Origin of the sequence: Rhodococcus sp. HNM0563 (assembly GCF_012726195.1) — a bacterium.
Taxonomy (GTDB): Bacteria; Actinomycetota; Actinomycetes; order Mycobacteriales; family Mycobacteriaceae; genus Rhodococcus.
Map to the genome: position 1 here is coordinate 507253 of NZ_JAASAF010000003.1, position 18902 is coordinate 526154.

The 18902-nt window shown below is 66.6% G+C and carries 16 protein-coding genes; 7 read left to right on the plus strand and 9 right to left on the minus strand.

Annotated elements, in window-relative coordinates; translation table 11 throughout:
* Positions 1-61: 61 nt before the first annotated feature.
* Positions 62-454, plus strand: coding sequence for a hypothetical protein (locus tag HCA61_RS09425; RefSeq protein ID WP_169687866.1), 393 nt, complete (start codon positions 62-64; stop codon positions 452-454).
* Positions 455-457: 3 nt separating this feature from the next.
* Positions 458-1627 carry an MFS transporter gene (locus tag HCA61_RS09430; RefSeq protein WP_169687867.1) on the plus strand — a complete coding sequence of 390 codons (1170 nt, stop codon included), beginning with the start codon at positions 458-460 and terminating at the stop codon, positions 1625-1627.
* 10 nt (positions 1628-1637) lie between these two features.
* Here HCA61_RS09430 and HCA61_RS09435 read toward each other — a convergent pair whose 3' ends face one another.
* Both HCA61_RS09435 and HCA61_RS09440 read right to left on the minus strand, forming a co-directional pair.
* Positions 1638-3572 (minus strand): VWA domain-containing protein, encoded by a 1935-nt coding sequence (locus tag HCA61_RS09435; protein ID WP_169687868.1) that lies wholly within the window; start codon positions 3570-3572, stop codon positions 1638-1640.
* The gene (locus HCA61_RS09440) at positions 3572-4957 is read right to left on the minus strand and encodes a sigma 54-interacting transcriptional regulator (protein WP_169687869.1); all 1386 of its coding nucleotides are present in this window, start codon (positions 4955-4957) and stop codon (positions 3572-3574) included. Before HCA61_RS09440 ends, HCA61_RS09435 begins: the two co-directional genes overlap by 1 nt.
* A gap of 100 nt (positions 4958-5057) precedes the next feature.
* On the opposite strand from HCA61_RS09440, the gene HCA61_RS09445 reads away from it, so the two are divergent.
* From HCA61_RS09445 to HCA61_RS09455, 3 genes are all read left to right on the plus strand, one after another.
* On the plus strand, positions 5058-5639 hold the full coding sequence (locus HCA61_RS09445; protein WP_169687870.1) for a DUF4126 domain-containing protein: 582 nt from the start codon (positions 5058-5060) through the stop codon (positions 5637-5639).
* 38 nt (positions 5640-5677) lie between these two features.
* Positions 5678-6649 (plus strand): alpha/beta hydrolase, encoded by a 972-nt coding sequence (locus HCA61_RS09450; protein WP_169687871.1) that lies wholly within the window; start codon positions 5678-5680, stop codon positions 6647-6649.
* Between the two features lie 273 nt (positions 6650-6922).
* Positions 6923-7159 (plus strand): hypothetical protein, encoded by a 237-nt coding sequence (locus HCA61_RS09455; protein WP_169687872.1) that lies wholly within the window; start codon positions 6923-6925, stop codon positions 7157-7159.
* A gap of 55 nt (positions 7160-7214) precedes the next feature.
* Here HCA61_RS09455 and purH read toward each other — a convergent pair whose 3' ends face one another.
* The 4 genes from purH to HCA61_RS09475 are packed head-to-tail and all read right to left on the minus strand — an operon-like array spanning position 7215 to position 12085.
* The gene (gene purH / locus HCA61_RS09460) at positions 7215-8786 is read right to left on the minus strand and encodes a bifunctional phosphoribosylaminoimidazolecarboxamide formyltransferase/IMP cyclohydrolase (RefSeq protein ID WP_169687873.1); all 1572 of its coding nucleotides are present in this window, start codon (positions 8784-8786) and stop codon (positions 7215-7217) included.
* A complete protein-coding gene (purN, locus tag HCA61_RS09465) occupies positions 8773-9420 on the minus strand; it encodes a phosphoribosylglycinamide formyltransferase (protein WP_240959118.1) in 648 nt (215 codons plus the stop codon). Before purN ends, purH begins: the two co-directional genes overlap by 14 nt.
* A 54-nt stretch (positions 9421-9474) precedes the next feature.
* Positions 9475-11052, minus strand: a complete 1578-nt coding sequence (locus tag HCA61_RS09470; RefSeq protein ID WP_169687874.1) for a DUF6350 family protein — start codon at positions 11050-11052, stop codon at positions 9475-9477.
* A gap of 49 nt (positions 11053-11101) precedes the next feature.
* Positions 11102-12085 carry a DUF5336 domain-containing protein gene (locus tag HCA61_RS09475; RefSeq protein WP_169687875.1) on the minus strand — a complete coding sequence of 328 codons (984 nt, stop codon included), beginning with the start codon at positions 12083-12085 and terminating at the stop codon, positions 11102-11104.
* A 64-nt stretch (positions 12086-12149) separates the two neighbouring features.
* Here HCA61_RS09475 and HCA61_RS09480 point away from each other — a divergent pair, with 64 nt between their 5' ends.
* Complete coding sequence (locus HCA61_RS09480) at positions 12150-12770, plus strand: YigZ family protein (protein WP_169687876.1); 621 nt, start codon at positions 12150-12152, stop codon at positions 12768-12770.
* 91 nt (positions 12771-12861) lie between these two features.
* On the opposite strand, the gene sucD is transcribed toward HCA61_RS09480, so the two are convergent.
* Both sucD and sucC read right to left on the minus strand, forming a co-directional pair.
* Complete coding sequence (gene sucD / locus HCA61_RS09485) at positions 12862-13764, minus strand: succinate--CoA ligase subunit alpha (RefSeq protein WP_169687877.1); 903 nt, start codon at positions 13762-13764, stop codon at positions 12862-12864.
* A 15-nt stretch (positions 13765-13779) separates the two neighbouring features.
* Positions 13780-14949, minus strand: a complete 1170-nt coding sequence (gene sucC, locus HCA61_RS09490) for an ADP-forming succinate--CoA ligase subunit beta (RefSeq protein WP_169687878.1) — start codon at positions 14947-14949, stop codon at positions 13780-13782.
* Positions 14950-15437: 488 nt separating this feature from the next.
* On the opposite strand from sucC, the gene HCA61_RS09495 reads away from it, so the two are divergent.
* Positions 15438-16394 (plus strand): M23 family metallopeptidase, encoded by a 957-nt coding sequence (locus tag HCA61_RS09495; protein ID WP_169687879.1) that lies wholly within the window; start codon positions 15438-15440, stop codon positions 16392-16394.
* 87 nt (positions 16395-16481) lie between these two features.
* Here the strand turns inward: HCA61_RS09495 and pcrA are convergent, their stop codons facing one another.
* A complete protein-coding gene (gene pcrA / locus HCA61_RS09500) occupies positions 16482-18848 on the minus strand; it encodes a DNA helicase PcrA (protein WP_169687880.1) in 2367 nt (788 codons plus the stop codon).
* Positions 18849-18902 lie beyond the last annotated feature (54 nt).

An 18902-nucleotide genomic window follows, 5' to 3' on the forward strand; every position in this document is an offset into this window, starting at 1 on the left:
GGTCCTCCGTTGTGGTGCGCGGGTACACACATTGCCACGTGGCACGCCTACGGTGGAACGCATGCGTCTCGTCATGCTCTTCGCCTGCTGCCTTCTCGCCGCCGCGTGCGGTTCGACGCCCCCGGATGTCGACCCGCTGCCGGAGAACCCCGAACCGGCAGGCGCCACGGTGTTCTCGGCCCGACCGGACATCGTCGACGCGCATCCGCTCACCATCACGTCGTACTCACGCATCGACGACAACCGGCTGTCTCTGCATTTCGAGACCGGAACCCCGGAGTGTTTCGGCGTCGCCCCCGCCGTGATCGAGACCGAGGACGTCGTCACGGTGTCACTCGAGGGTGGCACCCTGCCGGAGGCGCAGGACAGCATGTGCATCATGGTCGCGGTGTTCGGAACCATCGAGGTGCCGTTGCAGTCGCCTCTCGGGGATCGAGTGGTCACCGCCTCCTGATCGATGCATTCCCCGCCCCGGCACTGGCTGCTCTATCTCTGCGTCTCCACCGCGTTGCTGCACGCAGCATTCCAGTCGGTGCGTGTGCTGGTGTCGTACCGGATCCTCGCTCTCGGTGGCGACGCCGCGACGATCGGCATCATCACCGCCCTGTATGCGATCGTGCCGCTGCTCGCGGCGGTGCGGATGGGTCGCGCCGTCGACCGCGGCCACGCGACCGTGATCCTGCGCGCCGGGATCGTCGTGTCCACCGTGGGGGTCGGATCGATCGCGCTCAGTTCCGGTCTGCTGGTGCTCGGACTCGGCAATATCGTGCTCGGGCTCGGTCAACTGCTCGTCACCGTCTCCGGTCAGGCGTTCGTGTCGATCCTGTCGCCGCGCGGCGAACTCGACCGCGGGTTCGCCGGCATCACCCTCGGTGTGTCGGTCGGGCAGGCCGTGGGAGTTCCGGTCGCGGGGGCGATCGCCGCGACCCACAGCACGAGCGACGGCACCGTCGAGACCACCGGCGCACTCATCGCGATGACAGTGCTTGCGGCGCTCGCCCTGGCGTTCGTCATCGGCCTGCGGGAGCCACCCGGTTCCGGGCGCACCGCAGACGACGGCCCACCCCAGTCGGTGCGCTCGATGCTCGCCACACCCGGAATGAAGCCGGCGATGCTGTCGAGCCTGATCGTGCTGGCCTCCGTCGACCTCGTCGTCGTGTACCTGCCGCTGCTCGGAGAGCAGTTCGGTTTCGGGGTTCTGCTCGTATCGGTGCTGCTCACCGCACGGACGGTCGCATCGATCGTCTCCCGGGCGCTGCTGCCGTGGGCGCTGCGCCGTATCCCGCGACGCCGACTGCTGTTGTCCGCGACCGCGGGCACGATCGTGCCGGTCGCGCTGATTCCCGTGGTGCCGAACCCGTGGGTGATCGGTCTGCTGCTCGCGGTATGCGGGGTGTTCTGGGGCGTGGGTCAACCACTGACGATGACATGGGTGGTCGAACTGGTGGAACCGTCGGATCGGGCATCGGCGCTCGCGGTGCGGTTGACGGGAAACCGCCTCGGGCAGGTCGTGGTGCCGCTCGCGGCGGGCGCGGTCGCCGGGGTTGCGGGGGTGGCGTCGGTGTTCTGGGTGACGGCCGCGTTGTTGTCCACAGCAGCCACCTCCACGTGGCGGGCGCTGCGCTGACAGCCCGCACCTACCTGCGACGCATCCGTACGTAGTTGCCCACCACCGCAGCACCGAGACCGTCGAGATCCGGGGCGACCACCCGGCCCGCCACGCGACGGGCCATCCGGTCGACGATCCGGGCGAGCCCGGGATCGTCGCCGAGCCGGAAGATCGTCACCTGCGCACCGATTTTTGCGAGATGGTCGAGCTCGCGCACGGTCAGCCCGAGGGTCCGCGCGCTGGGCGGATAGTCGAACGCCGCATACCCATCCGGTTCCAGGTGCGCGGTCGGTTCGCCGTCGGTGACCACGAGCACCACCGGCTGCGCGTTCGGATGACGTCGCAGATGCCGTCCGGCGAGCAACAGTGCGTGATGCAGATTGGTGCCCTGTTCGTAGACGCCGTCCAATCCTGCGAGTTCGGGGGCTGTGACCACGCGCGCGTGCCGACCGAACGCGATGAGCTGCAGTGCATCACCGCGAAAACGGGTCGACACGAGATGATTCAGCGCGAGGGCGGTGCGCTTCATCGGCACCCACCGCCCGTCCATGACCATGGAGAACGAGGTGTCGACGAGAAGCGCAACCGCTGCCTGTGCCCGCTGTTCCGTCTCGACCACTTCGACGTCCGACACCGTCATCCGGACGGGCACGCCCGGGTCGCGCAGCGTCGCATTGGTCAACGTGCGCACGACATCCCACGGTTCGGTGTCGCCGAATTCCCACGACCGCGCCGCTCCGGTCGGTTCCCCCATCGCCCCCGCGCGCCGCGTCTCGCGTTGTCCGCCCCGCGACGAGAGACGGTTCATCACATCGCGTAGCGCGTGCTGCCCGAGTTGCCGCATGGCCTTGGGCGACAGACGCCACTGCCCATCGGCGGCACGATCGAAGTACCCCTGCTTCTGCAGTTCCTTTTCGAGTTCGGCGAGCGTCCGCGCATCTGCGGCAGCTTCCGGGCCGAGATGACGTTCGAGGGCATCGAGATCGATGTCGTCCAGCGACGCACCCGCATACTGCTGCGACAACTGCTCGGCGAGCTGGTCGAGTTCCGAGATCTCCTGCAGCGCACCGGTGCCTTCCCCGAGACCCATGCCCTCGTCGCCGCGGAATCGCTGCGAACCCGTCCAGTCCTCACCGGGCCGGGCCGCACGCAGATTACCGTCGAGACGATCGAGTTGCTGCATGAGATCGGGGGAACCGAACGCCTGTTGAGCCAGTGCGTCGAGTTCGTCGCGCTGTTCCTGTGTCAACGAATTGCGCAGTCGCTGCGCCGCAGCGGCACGTTGCGCCAGCGAGTCGAGCAGTTCCTCGACGTTCTGCGGATTCTCCGGGAAGAAGTCGCCGTGCTCGGCCATGAACTGTTCGAAGTCCTCCGGTGTGTCCTCGCCACGGGAGTGCTTGTCGAGCAGGTCGTTGAGGTCTGCGAGCATCTCGGCGATGCGCTGCCGGTCTTCGTCGGTCGCGCCTTCGAGCGCTTGTTTCATGCCCGCGAACCGCTGGTCGAGCATCTCCCGGCCCAGCAGATCGCGGATCTTCTCGTAGTCCTCGCGCGCCTGGGTGCTCCGCCAGTCGTAGTCGGCCAGTTCCTGTACGGCCTGCGCGGTCGAGCCCGGGAGTTCCTCCATGCGCATCTCCGAGAAGCGCGCATCGTCGTCGAGGGCGCGTGCGAGCGTCTTCCGCTCTTCGAGGACAGCCTTGTCCAGCAGCTCACGCACTTCCCGCAGAGTTCCGTCGAGATTGTTGCGGTCGAGCAGCTCACGCCTACGCCGGTTCGCCTGCGCTGCAAGTTTGTCCAGGCCCCGCATCGGGCCCTGCCCGCGGCGGAGCAGTTCACGCAGCGCCTGTCGCGGCGAACTACCGGCGAGGACATCGTCGCCGATCGAAGCGAGCGCGTCGCGCAGATCCACGGGCGGGGCGAGTGGATCACCGCCGTGGTACGGACCGTAGCGAGCCGCCCGACTCATCAGGAGTACACCGCCGCGCCGTCGTCGCCGGTGTCCTTTGCGATCCGGCGCGCAAGATAGAGCCCCTCGAGTGCGAGTTCGATCGCGGACGCACGCGTTCCCGGGTCGCTCGCACCGAGACGATCGGCGACGTCGTCGAGCACCGGCAGTTCGGGTAGTTCGTCGAGCAGCACCTTCGCCGTGATCCGTTCCCCCGTCACGACGGGCTCACCCTGTTCGACGGCAGAGACGAGCGGGGCTAGGTCGATACCGGCCAGGCGTGCGCGGGCGGTCTCGGCGGTCGCGCGGCGCAGTAGGTGGTCGAGTACCTCGAATTCGCGCCCTTCCTCGCCGGACTCGAATTCGACCTTGCCGCGCAGTACCTCGACGACGGTGCCGAGATCGACGGGGCGCGCGACCGGGTCGTCCTCTCCGAGAACAGCACCGCGACGCACGGCCGCGGCAGCAACGGTCTCGGCTCCCGCGACCGCGAACCGCGCGGACACTCCGGACCTCTGGTCGACGGACGTCGACTCGCGCAGCAGCCGGGTGAAGCGAGCCAGAATCTCGAGGAGGAAACCGGGAACACGGGCCTGTAGTTCGGCTTCCTGTCGGATGACCGCGACCTCGTCGTCGAGTTCCATCGGGTAGTGGGTGCGGATCTCTGCGCCGAAGCGGTCCTTGAGCGGTGTGATGATGCGTCCGCGGTTCGTGTAGTCCTCCGGGTTGGCGCTCGCGACGAGCAGTACGTCGAGCGGGAGCCTGATGGTGTAGCCGCGCACTTGGATGTCGCGTTCCTCCATCACGTTCAGCAACGACACCTGGATGCGTTCGGCAAGATCGGGCAGCTCGTTGACGGCGACGATGCCGCGGTGCGACCGCGGTACCAGACCGAAATGGATGGTCTCGGGATCGCCGAGGCTGCGCCCCTCGGCGACCTTGACGGGATCGACATCGCCCACGAGGTCGGCAACGGATGTGTCCGGGGTCGCCAGCTTTTCTGCGTACCGTTCGCTGCGGTGCCGCCACGCGACGGGAAGGTCGTCACCGAGTTCGGCGGCGCGCCGGATGGAGGCAGGCGTGATCGGCTCGTAGGGGTGCTCGCCGAGCTCCGAGCCGGCAATCACGGGTGTCCATTCATCGAGGAGCAGCGGGAGGGTGCGCAGCAGGCGGGTCTTGCCCTGGCCTCGTTCACCGAGCAGCACCACATCGTGGCCTGCGAGCAGTGCCCGCTCGAGCTGCGGGACCACGGTGTCGTCGAACCCGACGATGCCGGGCCACGGGTCGGTGCCGTCGCGCAGCGCAGTGAGCAGGTTCTGTCTGATCTCGTCCTTGACGGAACGCTGCACGTGTCCGGACGCGCGCAGCTCACCGAGAGTGGACGGGCGGGATGTGGGAGAGGTCACCCCACCCAAGGTACGACCGTCGCGTCGTTTCGGCACCCCCTCCCGTATCGAGCGAACGAAACGACAGGCAACGTGTGGCCTCGCGCATACACTGCCGCTCATGGACACCTGGCTCCTGGCGGTGCTGCTCGGACTCGGCCTTGCCGCCGCGACCGGGTTGCGCACATTCCTCCCGCTGCTGATGTTGAGCGCTGCGGTGCACTTCGAACTCTTCGGCATCGTCGTGGGCGACTCGATGTCGTGGGTCGGTTCTACCGCTGCACTGACGGCGCTCACGATCGCGACGGTCACAGAAGTGCTCGCCGATCTGATCCCGTTCGTCGACAATGCGTTGTCTCTGGCCGGTACGGTCACCCGCCCGATTGCGGGAGCACTCGTGGCATGGGCAGCGCTCAGCAACCTCGATCCGGCGTGGGCGGCGATCGCCGGGATCGTCGTCGGCGCGCCCACTGCGCTCGCGGTGAGCACGGCACAGACCGGAACGCGCGCCGTGAGTACCGCCACAACTGCGGGCGTCGGTAATCCGGTGTTGTCGGTAATCGACAGCGTGGCGTCGTTCGTGACGTCACTGATCTCGCTGGTCCTGCCGCTGCTGGTGATCCCTTTGTTGATCTTGTTCGGCTGGCTCGGATTCAAAGGATACGGCCGGATGCGACGCGCGCGGTCCGCCGGAACGGCCTGAGTGTCCACCAAGGGGTGCCCTTCTGATAGACAAATGACATGTCGGACACCGAGATCACCTTTTCCAGCGGCGATGTGACCCTGCACGGCAGCATGCGCATCCCCGTCTCGATCAAGGGAGCGGTGCCGGCGGTGCTGTTGCTCGCGGGCAGCGGCCCCACCGATCGCAACGGCGACAGTGCCCTGCTCCCGGGGAAGATCGGCACTCTCCGGCACCTCGCCGACGTCCTCGAAGACAACGGATTCGCAAGCTTGCGCTACGACAAGCTCGGCAGCGGCACCACGGGCCTCGGCCCCTACGACGTCGAGGACGTCGCCGATCTCGGGTTCTCGACATTCATCGATGCCGCTTCCGATGCCCTGGCTTTCCTCGCAGGACAACGCGGTGTGGATTCCTCGCGGATGTACGTCATCGGGCACAGCGAGGGAGCGCTGATCGCCCTGTCGCTCGCGCAGAACAACGCTCGCACCGACATCGACATCAAGGGCCTCGGCCTCCTCGAGCCGCTGGCCGTGCGCCTGCTCGACCTGCTCACCGCCCAAATCGATGCCCAGCTCGACGCGGTGGTGTCGGCGCGGCAGCTACCCGTTCAGGTCGCCGATCAACTGCGTCTCGCGCTGGCCGGTGCGGTCGAGTCGCTCCGCGCCGACGGCACCTTGAGCGACGACCTGCCCGAACCGCTCCGCAACGCCGGTCTCGTCTCGGCCAACGCGAAGGCCCTCGCAGAGGAGGACGCACTCGATCCCCGGATGCTCGCCGCGCAGATCGACGGCAATCTTCCCGTCCTCACGACCGTCTCCTCGAAAGACATCCAGGTCCGTATCGAGGATGTCGACGCACTCGATTCCGCGCTGGTGCACACGCGCTTGACGTCGCTGCGCATGCAGCGCACCAACCACGTTCTCAAGGACATCGGCGAGCAGCAGTCCACCGGCTCCGACTACGTCGCCGATCTGCCCTACTCCGAGGAATTCACCAGCGGTTTCGAGAAGTGGATCAAGTCGCTCTGACCAAAGCCCCCGGACCGCGCGGGGAATTTTGGATGTCGCTTACGCGTAATTCGTGTATGGTTTGCCGTTAACCCGATGGAACACACAAGAAAGGTACGGTCCGATGCAACGTCAGTATCAGTTCTGCAAGCGCCGCTCCGTACCGTTCGCCTACTTCCACTTCCACGTAGCCCCGCGGAAACCCCGAGAATAGAGTCCTCGACGACTCCGCTCTCGGCACCCGGGCACATCGCCCCGGGTGCCTTTTTCTTTCCCTTCCAACAGGAGAACACCATGAAATTCCGACTCAGCCCTACCGGCGAGATCCCGAAGACACTGCCCGACGATCTGACAGGCCACGCCATCACGATCGATCTCAGCCACGTCGATGCAGAAAAAGCTGCAGAAGCTGCCGATCTCATCCGCAAGCTGCTCGATCGCGGTGCCGCCCGCCTCGTCATCGCCGACGATCGCGGCGTCCTCGCCGCAGAAGCTCCCGCACAGCACACCGCCCACCCGCACGCTGCCTGAGACGGCAACTGCGAGTGGGCGGTAGCCCTGCGAGAACGACTCCGTCAACGCGACATCAGTGCGCGAAGTGGCGGGCGCCCGTCAAGTACAGGGTGATACCTGCTTCGCGAGCAGCCTCGATGACATCGTTGTCGCGCACCGAACCGCCCGGCTGCACCACAGCCTTGACGCCCGCCTCGGTCAGCACCTGAAGACCGTCCGCGAACGGGAAGAACGCGTCGGATGCTGCGACGGAACCGACGACACGGTCCCCGGCACGAGCCACCGCGAGGCGAGACGAATCGACCCGGTTGACCTGGCCCATTCCGACACCGACGGTCGCCCCGCCGGACACCAGCAGGATCGCGTTGGACTTGACGGCACGAACCGTGCGCCACGCGAATACGAGATCGCGCAGTGTCGCCTCGTCGGCCGGATCTCCGCACGCGAGCTGCCAGTTGGCCGGCGCATCTCCGTCAGCGGTGAGCGCGTCGCGCTCCTGCAGAAGCAAACCACCGGAGATCTGACGCATCTCGATCTGCGCGGTCTTCGGCGAATCCGCGCGCAGGATGCGGATGTTCTTCTTTCGGGAGAGCACCTCGACGGCACCGTCCGCGTAGGCGGGGGCGATGATCACCTCGGTGAAGATCTCGGCGACCTGCTCGGCCATCTTCACGCTCACCTCACGGTTCGCGGCGATCACGCCACCGTACGCCGACACCGGATCGCACTCGTGCGCATTGAGGTGGGCGGCGGCGATATCGTCGGCGATCGCGATGCCACACGGATTGGCATGCTTGATGATCGCGACGCACGGCTCGCTGTGGTCGTGCGCAGCGCGCCACGCAGCGTCGGCGTCCTGGTAGTTGTTGTACGACATTTCCTTGCCGTGGAACTGCTCGGCCTGCGCCAGACCCGGCTCGCCGTCCTCGGACACATACAGCGCAGCGGCCTGGTGCGGGTTCTCGCCGTAGCGCAAGACATTCGCGCGGACCCACGTCGCACCTGTCCACGCGGGGAACTGCGAGTCGCCCTCTGCGATGACCTCACCGTTCGCGTAGCCGGCGTTCATCCAGCTCGCAACCGCGACATCGTATGCAGCGGTGTGCTGGAAGGCTTGCGCCGCAAGACGCTTGCGCTGGGCCAGCGTGAACCCACCGCCCTTGACGGACTCGAGGACGTCACCGTAGCCGGCAGGATCGACGACCACCGCGACCGACGGGTGGTTCTTGGCAGCAGCACGCACCATGGACGGGCCGCCGATATCGATCTGCTCGACGCACTCGTCGGGGGTCGCGCCCGAGGCAACGGTCTGCGTGAACGGATACAGGTTGACGATCACCAGCTCGAACGCCTCGATCCCGAGATCGGCGATCTGGTCGAGGTGGTCCTGCTTGCGGGTGTCCGCGAGGATGCCTGCGTGTACGCGCGGGTGCAGCGTCTTGACGCGGCCTTCGAGGCATTCGGGGAACCCGGTGAGCTCCTCGACCCGGGTCACGGGCACGCCTGCACCGGCGATCGTCGCGGCGGTGGAGCCGGTGGACACCAGTTCGACGCCCGCGTCGTGCAGCCCACTCGCCAGCTCGACCAGTCCGCTCTTGTCGTAGACGCTGACCAGTGCGCGGCGCACAGTCTTACGTTCGGTCACTGGGGATCACGGCCTTTCGTCCATCGGATACAACTCCACGGGTCGCGACGGCGGCGACAACGTCGACCAGCAAGCGTCGTTCCACAACCTTGATGCGTTCGTGCAGGGCAGCCTCGTCGTCGTCGTCGAGGACCGGCACGGTTTCCTGCGCGAGAATCGGCCCGGTGTCGACGCCACCGTCGACGAGGTGCACGGTCGACCCCGAGACCTTCACGCCGTAGGCCAGCGCGTCGGGGACGGCGTGCGCACCGGGGAACGACGGCAGCAGAGCGGGATGCGTGTTGATGATGCGCCCACCGAATCGTTCGAGGAACGCGGCGCCGAGGATCTTCATGAAGCCCGCGGTGACGATGAGATCGGGTTCGTGTTTCGCGACGGCCTCGGTGAGGGCGCGATCCCACTCGCCGCGGTCGGCGTAGTCACGCAGGGTCGCTTTGAAGTGCGGGATGTCGGCAGCAGCGGCATGCTCTTGCGCGGCGCACTCGCGGTCTACTCCGACGGCAACGATCCGCGCGGGGTAGTCGGCGGTGAGAGTCGCGTCGATGAGCGAGCGCAGAAGACTTCCCGTGCCCGAAGCGAGGACGACGATCCGCGCGGGCGCGGTGGGCGGCAGCTGGTCACGCGAGGCAGTCAGCGCTCTACTCCTGGAACTCGAGGGGGCAGGCCGGAAAGGCGGCCGCCTCAGAGACTAGTCGCCGTCCTTCCCACGCTTTTCTTCGACCTCCTCGTGCCCGTCCGACTCGCCGTCCTCGAGGTCGACGACTTCTGCGTCGATGACGTTCGGGTCGTCGGAGTCCTCGGCTTCGCCGTCGGTATCCCGAGCTTCGAGGACTTCGTCTTCGGGGGCCTCGTCATCGGGGATCTCATCGTCGGTGGCCGGGTCCTGGGCATCTTCGGGATCGGCGGTCTCCTCGCCGTCATCCGCAGTATCCGAGCCGGGGCCCTCGATCGCCTTGACCTCGTCGTCCCAGTCGTCCCCGTCGTCGCCATCGAGGTCGTCGAACTCGCCTTCGTTGTCGTCGTACTCCTCCTCGGCGGCCTGCGCTGCCGCGAACTTGCCTTCGCGCCACATCAGCAACTGCGCGGTGATCAGCCCGAGCAGCCCGACCCACGCGAAGACCAGGACACCCGTGAGCCACCAATTGCTCCCCACGATCCCGAAGATCCCGAGCGGACCACCTGCCGCCCAGGTCAGCAGCGCGATCGCGACACCGGTCTGCGCGGCGGCCGCGAGAAGCGTCAGCGACGCGTCGGAGCTGCGCACCAGGAGGCCATCGGCCTGTGCCTGCAGGACACGGTGCGCGACGAACCGGCCCGCGAGAGCCCCGACGGTCGCGGGAACAGCAAGCATCACCGGCCAGAACGCGAGTGCAGGACCGGCGGGAATCGCGGCGAGGACGGGCAGTGCAGGCAAGTCGCCGCCGCTCGCCTCGAACAGGCTCAATCGGACGTCACCGAACTGCACGGTGCTACCGGCAAGGATCGACGAGGCACCCAAGAACACGTTGGGGAGGTAGAGAACCGACAGCACCGTCAGACCGAGGACACCGACGACACCCCCACCGCGCTCGAGGAGGTCGCCCATGGTGGTCCACGACAACGCCATGCCCACCAGCGTGAGGACACCGCCCATCGCGAACATGCTCAGGAGCGCTCGCACCGCCGGGCGCACCGACAGGACGAGCCACTCGGGGACTTCGTACCTCCCGCACACCACACGCCACGTCCGGGAACCGATCCCCAACACGGCGGCCAGGAGATACAGGCCGGTCACCCAGGCGAGGGCAGCGGCCGCGTTGGGGGTCGTCACCGGGAGCACGCCCGCGGCGTCCTGCATCACGACCAGGGCGATCACGGTCACGATCATCGGGCCCGCGAGCGTCGCGACGACGATCCGCGCCGCGTCCTGCAGCGTCAGATTCTGTTCGGTGTGGTCGATGATCGAATCCACGGCCGTGGCACTCGCCCGCGCCGCCTGCCACACGATCAGCCCTGTGGGCAGCAATGGGAGCACGCCGAGCGACGTGTCGTCGATCGTCAGGGTCACCTGGTGCAGCGCCAGCCACGTACCGGCGATCGCCGCGTAGATCCCGGTGAGATCGCTGTTCGCCACGACCATTGTGATCACCACGACGGTCGCGACGAAGGCGATCGTCACCGCAGGAACACGCGCCGCCGCTGCGATCAAGATCCGGAAGCGTTCCGAGTCGATCCCGTCGTCCTCGGAGGGTGTGTGCCGAACTGGCCTGCCTAGCGTCGAAGTCATCACCTCGATCGTTGCACCGCCTGTCGGCCAACGGCGTCAGGCGCGCCGATCACCGCTGGTCGTCGGGTGCTCGGAACACCTGAGTCGGCGCATCAGGGGTGTTCTCGGCCACAGGCGATGTACCGGACTCGGTATCGCGGGTCTGTTCGGGCCCGGTCTCCTGCGACCGGGTCGGGTCCTGCGACTGTCCGGCGCCGTGGGACTGTCCCGGATCGTGGGACTGCCCGGGATCGTGGGACTGCTCTGCCTCGCGCTGTGCCGCCACGTACGGCTGCAGGTACTCGCTGTAGGGGGCCTGCCCGGGTGTCTGTCCCGAAAAGGTGTCCTGCCGGCCCTGGTAATGCTGCATCCCCGGGTACTGGGCCTGGCCGGCCTGTTGCGCACCGAACTGTTGCTGGGCCGCGAACTGCTGAGCTCCGAACTGTTGAGTTCCAGTCCCCTGAGTCCCGATCCCCTGAGTTCCGATCCCCTGCGTGCCGAACCCCTGGGTGCCGTATCCCTGCCCGGGAGTTTGCGCGCCGAACTGGCCGGCCGGAGATTGCTGGGGTGCACCCTGCTGGAAGGGTTGCGGCTGGAAGCCCTGCCCGTACACGCCCTGCGGGGCGGATCGCTGCCCCGGCACCAGCACTCCGATACCGAAGAGCAGCGCGAACACCGCAAGCGCCGTCTGCAGGAGACCGAGGACGAGAATCGTCACGCCGCCCCAGGCGATGCCGGTGTCCTGAGGCAGGTGGAACAGCTGGAACAGCGACGTCACGAATCCGACCCCCGACGCGACGACCGCTGTAGCACGTAGATCCTGGCCGGGCAGCAAGGACAGCGCCGCGCAACCACCGCCGAACAGCAGAAACGCCAGCGGCACGACCGCAAACCCGAAGTCGAACGACGACAACGACACGAACGAGCCGAACGTGATCCTCACGTACGGGGCGAGTCCGACGATGAAATTCACGAGGCCGAGCACCGCCACGCCGATCGGTAACAGCAACGGCACAACCTTGCTCTGGACGGATGGGCCGCTGGGGTATGACATCGATCCTCCTGCAGTAGTCGGTCGCTGATCACCACCCTATGCACCCGACGCCAGAATGGTGGCCATGCCGCACACACTCGCGCTCGGATCCGACGTCGTCGTGGAAACGGAGGTGAAGCATTCGCGCTTCCTCGCCGCGCTACGGCGGGTCGACTCGACCGGCGACGCCGCCGGTTTCGTGGAGGAACAACGTCGTCTGTATCCGGATGCCCGTCACCACTGCTGGGCATTCGTCGTGGGCGACGACCAGGCCCAACGGGCGGAACGGTCGAGCGACGACGGCGAGCCCGGCGGCACAGCCGGCGTCCCGATGCTGCAGGTGCTGCACCACCGCGACCTCGTGAACATTGTCGTGGTGGTCACGCGCTGGTTCGGCGGTATCAAACTCGGCGCTGGAGGTCTGGTGCGCGCTTACTCCGGGGCGGTGTCGACGGCGCTGGACACCGCCGCGCTCGTCGAACGACAAAAACGTGAGCGGTTCACCTTCGATGTCGGGCATGCCGACGCCGGGCGACTCGAAGCAGAACTGCGGGGGCGCGGCGTGGCGGTGCTCGACGTCGTCTACACCGACCGGGTGGAGTTCACGGTGGCGGGCGATGCGGCCGAGCTCGAAGGCCTGGTGGCCTCGCTGACCTCGGGTGCAGGCGAGCTCGAACCGGCGGGCACCGAGTGGATCGACCGGTAGGAACGGCGAGTGGTCGAAACGAGCACGCGGCGCCCTCCCGGCCGTGTGGTCCGGGTGGGCGCCGCGGTGAATCTGCTCAGGCGCTACAAGCTCAGAGCGATGCGAGGATCTCGCGCGCGAGTGCAGCGGTCTCGGACGGCGTCTTGCCGACCTTGACGCCTGCAGCTTCGAGAGCGTCCTTCTTGGCCTGCGCCGTGCCCGACGAGCCGGAGACGATTGCGCCTGCGTGGCCCATCGTCTTGCCTTCGGGAGCGGTGAAGCCCGCAACGTAGCCGACGACCGGCTTCGTGACGTTGGCCTTGATGTAGTCGGCTGCGCGCTCTTCGGCGTCGCCACCGATCTCGCCGATCATCACGATGACCTTGGTCTGGGGATCCTTCTCGAACGCCTCGATGGCGTCGATGTGGGTGGTGCCGATGACCGGGTCGCCGCCGATGCCGATGGCGGTCGAGAAGCCGTACTCACGGAGCTCGAACATCATCTGGTAGGTCAGGGTGCCGGACTTCGAAACCAGGCCGACCGGGCCGCTGCCTGCGATGTTTGCCGGGGTGATGCCGACGAGCGCCTCACCGGGGGTGATGATGCCGGGGCAGTTGGGGCCGATGATCCGGGTCTTGTTGCCCTTCTCGACGTTGTAGGCCCACGCGTACGCGGAGTCCTGCACCGGGATGCCCTCGGTGATGACGACGAGCAGCGGGATCTCGGCGTCGATGGCCTCGACGATGGCGTCCTTGGAGAAGGCTGGGGGAACGAACGCGATCGAGACGTCCGCGCCGGTCTCCTTCATGGCCTCCGCGACGGTGCCGAAGACGGGCAGCTCGACGGCGTTGCCGTCCTTGTCCGTGTGCGAGACCGTGGTGCCTGCCTTGCGGGCGTTCACGCCACCGACGACCTGGGTGCCTGCCTTGAGCATCAACGCGGTGTGCTTGGTGCCCTCGCCGCCGGTGATGCCCTGGACGATGACCTTGGAATCCTTGGTCAGGAAGATTGCCATTGTTCTGTGTGTCCCTTACTTCGCGGCGAAGGCGAGCTCGGCAGCCTTGTCGGCAGCCTCGTCCATTGTTGCGACGACCGTGACCAGCGGGTGAGCGGCCTCGGCGAGGATGCGCCGACCCTCGTCGACGTTGTTGCCGTCCAGGCGCACGACGAGCGGCTTGTTGGCCTCGTCGCCCAGAGTCTTCAGCGCACCGACGATGCCGTTGGCGACCGCGTCACACGCGGTGATGCCACCGAAGACGTTCACGAACACGCTCTTGACCTGCGCGTCGTTCAGAATGACGTCGAGTCCGGCAGCCATGACTGCAGCGGAGGCACCGCCACCGATGTCGAGGAAGTTGGCCGGCTTGACATTGCCGTGCTTCTCGCCTGCGTAGGCGACGACGTCCAGGGTCGACATGACCAGGCCTGCGCCGTTGCCGATGATTCCGACCTCGCCGTCGAGCTTGACGTAGTTGAGGTCGTTCTCCTTGGCCTTGAGCTCGAGCGGATCCGTCGCGTCCTTGTCCTCGAACTCGGCGTGGCCGGGCTGACGGAAGTCGGCGTTCGCGTCCAGGGTGACCTTGCCGTCGAGGGCGAGGATCTGGTCGTCGGGCGTACGGACGAGGGGGTTGACCTCGACGAGGAGAGCGTCTTCCTTGATGAAGACCTCCCACAGCTTCTGGATGGTCACAGCCGCGGCGTCGAGGACCTCGGCGGGCAGGTGGCCCTTCTCTGCGATCTCGCGCGCGAATGCGAGGTCGACGCCCTTGACGGCGTCGACGGCGATCTTCGCCAGGCGGTCGGGCTTCGTGGCGGCGACCTCTTCGATCTCCATGCCACCCTCGACCGAGCACATCGCCAGGTAGGTGCGGTTGGTGCGGTCGAGCAGGAAGGAGATGTAGTACTCCTCCGCAATCTCGCTCGCCTCTGCAACCAGCAGCTTCTTGACGATATGACCCTTGATGTCGAGGCCGAGAATGTTCTCGGCGTGGGTCTGCGCGTCGTCTGCGGTCGCGGAGTACTTCACGCCGCCGGCCTTACCACGGCCACCGACCTTGACCTGCGCCTTGACCATCACGGGCTTGCCGATTTCCTCGGCGATCTCGCGGGCACCGGCGACGGTGTCGGTCACACGGCCGGCCGATGTCGGCACGTCATGCTTGGCGAAGAGTTCCTTCGCCTGGTATTCGAAGAGATCCATCTGCTCACCGTCTCGTCTGCGTTCTCGCCCGCTCGGGGGTATTGAGCGGGCCGATTTCGGACTCTAGTTTCTCGGACGACCTACGAAACGACTGCGCCCGCACTCTGTGGCACACATCACGGGTTCCGCAGGCCTCGCACTACCTCACGGGGGTTACCTCCGGGAAGGCAGTTGTACGACAACCGAGAGGACCACCCGAACCAGAATGACAGGTGGCCGAGACCGCATGGCGACCGGCACCCGGAGCGGGTTCAGGTGATCGCGCGCACAGGCCTGAAGGACACCCGGCGATCACGTTCGCGATCTCCGCACCCGCCGAAGGTTTGAATTCGTGACCTGGGGGGAATGACCGGATCCGCCCAGGTCCAACCTGTGATGCCGGTCACATAAGCGCCCGCTTCGGGCCTACGGCTTGCCACCTACGCGACCGTTTCGTTACCGTCACCTCCAGCTCGAGTAACGATGAGGTCACGACGAAGGAGGACGGCATGCGTCCAGGCAGCCAGATCACCGGCAGCCCCGCTCGCCGCTCCACCACCCCCGACGACGCCTGGGACCCCTGGAGTTCGTCGGATACCCAGCACTTCGTCGATACCGACTTCCGCAACACCGGTAAGGCACAACCCACCTACTACGGCAGCGAGCCGGTCGAGAACGTCAACTCCCCCGCGCCGCGTACGGGTGCCCACCGCATCCCCACTCCCCCTACCGCACTCAAGGGTCGCGCAGCGGTCTTCGCGGTCGCCGCCGGTGCCGTCGTCGCCGCAGGACAGGCCGCGACCAGCACTTCCGGTTCGAGCCCCGAGACCTCCGAGATCGCACTCGCCGCCGACACCTCGAACGCGAACACCCTCACCGCGACGGCCGTGCCGCAGGCAGCCCAGTTCGCCTCCGATTCCGCGAGCAACGGCGCAGCGCCGTCACAGGCACCCCAGGTTCTCAACATCGCAGATCCCAACGATCTGTCTCAGTTCTCCAACCTGCTCGCCAAGGGCCAGCGTTTCAGCGAGGAACGGGCAGCGCGCGAAGAAGCCGCCCGCCGTCCCCTGTTCGCCCTGCCTGCCATCGGCGCGTTCACCTCGAATTTCGGAGCTCGCTGGGGCACCCTGCACGCGGGTGTCGACATCGCAGGCCCGATCGGCACCCCGATCCTCGCGGTCGCCGACGGCGAGGTCATCGACTCCGGTCCGGCTTCGGGCTTCGGCATGTGGATCCGCCTGCTCCACGCGGACGGCACCGTCACCGTGTACGGGCATATCAACGACTCGCTCGTCACCGTCGGCCAGAAAGTCATGGCGGGCGATCAGATCGCCACCATGGGCAACCGCGGATTCTCCACCGGCCCCCACCTGCACTTCGAGGTTCACCTGAACGGCGTCGACAAGATCGACCCCATTCCGTGGCTCGCGACACGAGGCATCGCCCTCGGCCAGAACGTCGACTGAGCAGAGCACTCTCCGGCGCTTTCGGACTGCGCCACGGCGTCGCCACTCCGCGTGAGTACCCCGCCGGCCGCGGCGCCGCAATTTTTCTCAGAGCTTGGTCATCGGCACACCGCCGACCAGCATCAGCCGCACCTTACCTGCGCTTCCGAAATCGATGACCACCGTCGCGGTGGGCCCGGACCCCTTGGTTTCGAGCACCGTCCCCAGGCCGTACTTGTCGTGGGTAACGCGGTCGCCCACGGCAAGCACCAGATGATTGTTGCGCCCGCGTGCCGCTCCGAAACTCGGAGTCGCCGAACGTGATTCGCCGGCGGAGAAGCGAGACCCGGTGCCCGACCCGATGGACTGTCCACGCGCCGGACCCGGATCGGCCCGACGCCAATCGATGAGCTCCTGCGGAACCTCTTGCAAGAAACGCGATTCCGGGTTGGTGACCGGCTGCCCCCATGCCGAGCGCAGTATCGCGCGCGACAGGTAGAGGCGACGCCGCGCGCGGGTGATACCCACGTACGCGAGGCGTCGCTCCTCGGACAGTTCGGCCGGGTCGCCGAGCGCACGCATGTGCGGGAATTGGCCGTCTTCCCAGCCGGTTACGAACACCACTGGGAACTCCAGCCCCTTCGCGGTGTGCAGTGTCATGAGCGTGACGACGCCGGCGTCGTTGTCGGGAAGCTGATCTGCATCCGCGACCAGCGACACCTTCTCGAGGAATGCGGCCAGCGAGCCGGGCGCGGGTTCGCCCTCCTCGAGTTCAGGATCGACCACCCCGGCGGCGTTGCGGGCATCCGAGCTGAACTCCCTTGCCACGCTGACAAGTTCATGCATGTTGTCGAGGCGAGTGCCGTCCTGGGGATCATCGCTGGCGGTAAGTTCGGCGCGGTAACCGCTGCGTTCGATGATCGCCTCGACGACGTCGCCGATGTCGACCGCGTCATTTCCGTCGGCGTCGGTCTCGCTCAACATCGTTCGCAGGTCGTCGAGCATATCGACGAAGCCCGCAATTGCCTTCTGCGCGCGCGTGTTCAACAGCGCGACATTGCCCTCCGCGGCATCGAGCAGCGCCTGCCCGAAACTCACGCCGTACCGTTCTGCGTGCACGGCGACGCACGCCTCGGCACGATCGCCGATGCCGCGGCGCGGGGTGTTGAGGATACGGCGCAGGCTCACCGTGTCGTGGGGGTTGTCGAGCGCCTTGAGGTACGCGACCGCGTCGCGCACTTCCTTGCGCTCGTAGAACCGCACTCCCCCGACCACCTTGTAGGGCACACCGTGACGGATGAACACGTCTTCGAAAGGCCGGGAAGCATTGTTGGTGCGGTAGAACACGGCGATATCGGAGTACTTGACCTCGCCGGTGTCGACCAGCCGGTCGATCTCGGAGGCGACGAACCGGGCTTCGTCGTGCTCGTTGTCGGCCACGTAGCCGGTGATCGCCTCACCCGTTCCCGCGTCGGTCCACAGTCGCTTCTCCCGTCGGCCCGTGTTGCGGGAGATGACGGCGTTCGCGGCGGACAGGATGTTCTGTGTCGAGCGGTAGTTCTGCTCCAGAAGAATGGTGCGAGCCTGGGGATAGTCGCGCTCGAACTCCTCGATGTTGCGGATCGTCGCGCCTCGGAACGCGTAGATCGACTGATCGGCGTCGCCCACCACGCACAACTCGCTCGGTGCGACATCGCCCGGTTCGTCGGGGTCGCCGACCAAAGTACGCACGAGCACGTATTGCGCGTGGTTGGTGTCCTGGTATTCGTCTACGAGAACGTGACGGAAGCGACGGCGGTAATACTCGGTGACCTGCGGATGAGCTTGCAGAAGTGCGACCGTCTCACCGATGAGGTCGTCGAAGTCGAATGCGTTGGCCGCGCGCAACCGCCTCTGATACTGCGCGTACACACTCGCAACGATCTTCGGGAGCGGAGCGGGATCGGATCCTGCGGTCGCAGCGGCTTCCTCAGGACCTATCAGCTCGTTCTTCAGGTTCGAGATCTGGGTGGCGAGCAGCCTGGCGGAGTACTTCTTGGTGTCGAGCTCGAGATCCTTGGCGATCATCGTCAGCAGACGACGGGAATCGTCGGAGTCGTAGATCGTGAAGTTGGAGTTCATGCCGGTCAGCAACGCGGATTGCGCGCGCAGGATCCGCACGCAGCTCGAATGGAACGTCGAGACCCACATCGAATGCGCGCGCGGCCCGACGAGCCCCGCCACACGCTCGCGCATCTCGGCCGCGGCCTTGTTGGTGAAGGTGATGGCGAGCACCTGCCCGGGGGTGACACCGCGCTCGGCCAGCAGATATGCGATACGGCGGGTGAGCACAGCGGTTTTGCCCGAACCCGCTCCCGCGACGATGAGCAGCGGAGCCCCTTCGTGGGTGACCGCTTCCCGCTGTTGCGGGTTGAGGCCCTCGAGAAGGGCGTCGGAAGCGGGGAGCGAATGGGCGAGCGCTGCAGGAGTGTTCATCGTCTTCTAAAACTACCGGACGGGTCGGACATCGAATCCGACTTGGCCGCTCGG

Excerpts from the sequence above, each read along its gene's own strand:
- HCA61_RS09425 (WP_169687866.1), top strand. The coding sequence starts at position 62 with ATGCGTCTCGTCATGCTCTTCGCCTGCTGCCTTCTCGCCGCCGCGTGC.
- HCA61_RS09430 (WP_169687867.1), top strand. The coding sequence starts at position 458 with ATGCATTCCCCGCCCCGGCACTGGCTGCTCTATCTCTGCGTCTCCACC.
- HCA61_RS09435 (WP_169687868.1), bottom strand. The coding sequence starts at position 3,572 with ATGAGTCGGGCGGCTCGCTACGGTCCGTACCACGGCGGTGATCCACTC.
- HCA61_RS09445 (WP_169687870.1), top strand. The coding sequence starts at position 5,058 with ATGGACACCTGGCTCCTGGCGGTGCTGCTCGGACTCGGCCTTGCCGCC.
- HCA61_RS09450 (WP_169687871.1), top strand. The coding sequence starts at position 5,678 with ATGTCGGACACCGAGATCACCTTTTCCAGCGGCGATGTGACCCTGCAC.
- HCA61_RS09455 (WP_169687872.1), top strand. The coding sequence starts at position 6,923 with ATGAAATTCCGACTCAGCCCTACCGGCGAGATCCCGAAGACACTGCCC.
- HCA61_RS09470 (WP_169687874.1), bottom strand. The coding sequence starts at position 11,052 with ATGACTTCGACGCTAGGCAGGCCAGTTCGGCACACACCCTCCGAGGAC.
- HCA61_RS09475 (WP_169687875.1), bottom strand. The coding sequence starts at position 12,085 with ATGTCATACCCCAGCGGCCCATCCGTCCAGAGCAAGGTTGTGCCGTTG.
- HCA61_RS09480 (WP_169687876.1), top strand. The coding sequence starts at position 12,150 with ATGCCGCACACACTCGCGCTCGGATCCGACGTCGTCGTGGAAACGGAG.
- sucD (WP_169687877.1), bottom strand. The coding sequence starts at position 13,764 with ATGGCAATCTTCCTGACCAAGGATTCCAAGGTCATCGTCCAGGGCATC.
- sucC (WP_169687878.1), bottom strand. The coding sequence starts at position 14,949 with ATGGATCTCTTCGAATACCAGGCGAAGGAACTCTTCGCCAAGCATGAC.
- HCA61_RS09495 (WP_169687879.1), top strand. The coding sequence starts at position 15,438 with ATGCGTCCAGGCAGCCAGATCACCGGCAGCCCCGCTCGCCGCTCCACC.
- pcrA (WP_169687880.1), bottom strand. The coding sequence starts at position 18,848 with ATGAACACTCCTGCAGCGCTCGCCCATTCGCTCCCCGCTTCCGACGCC.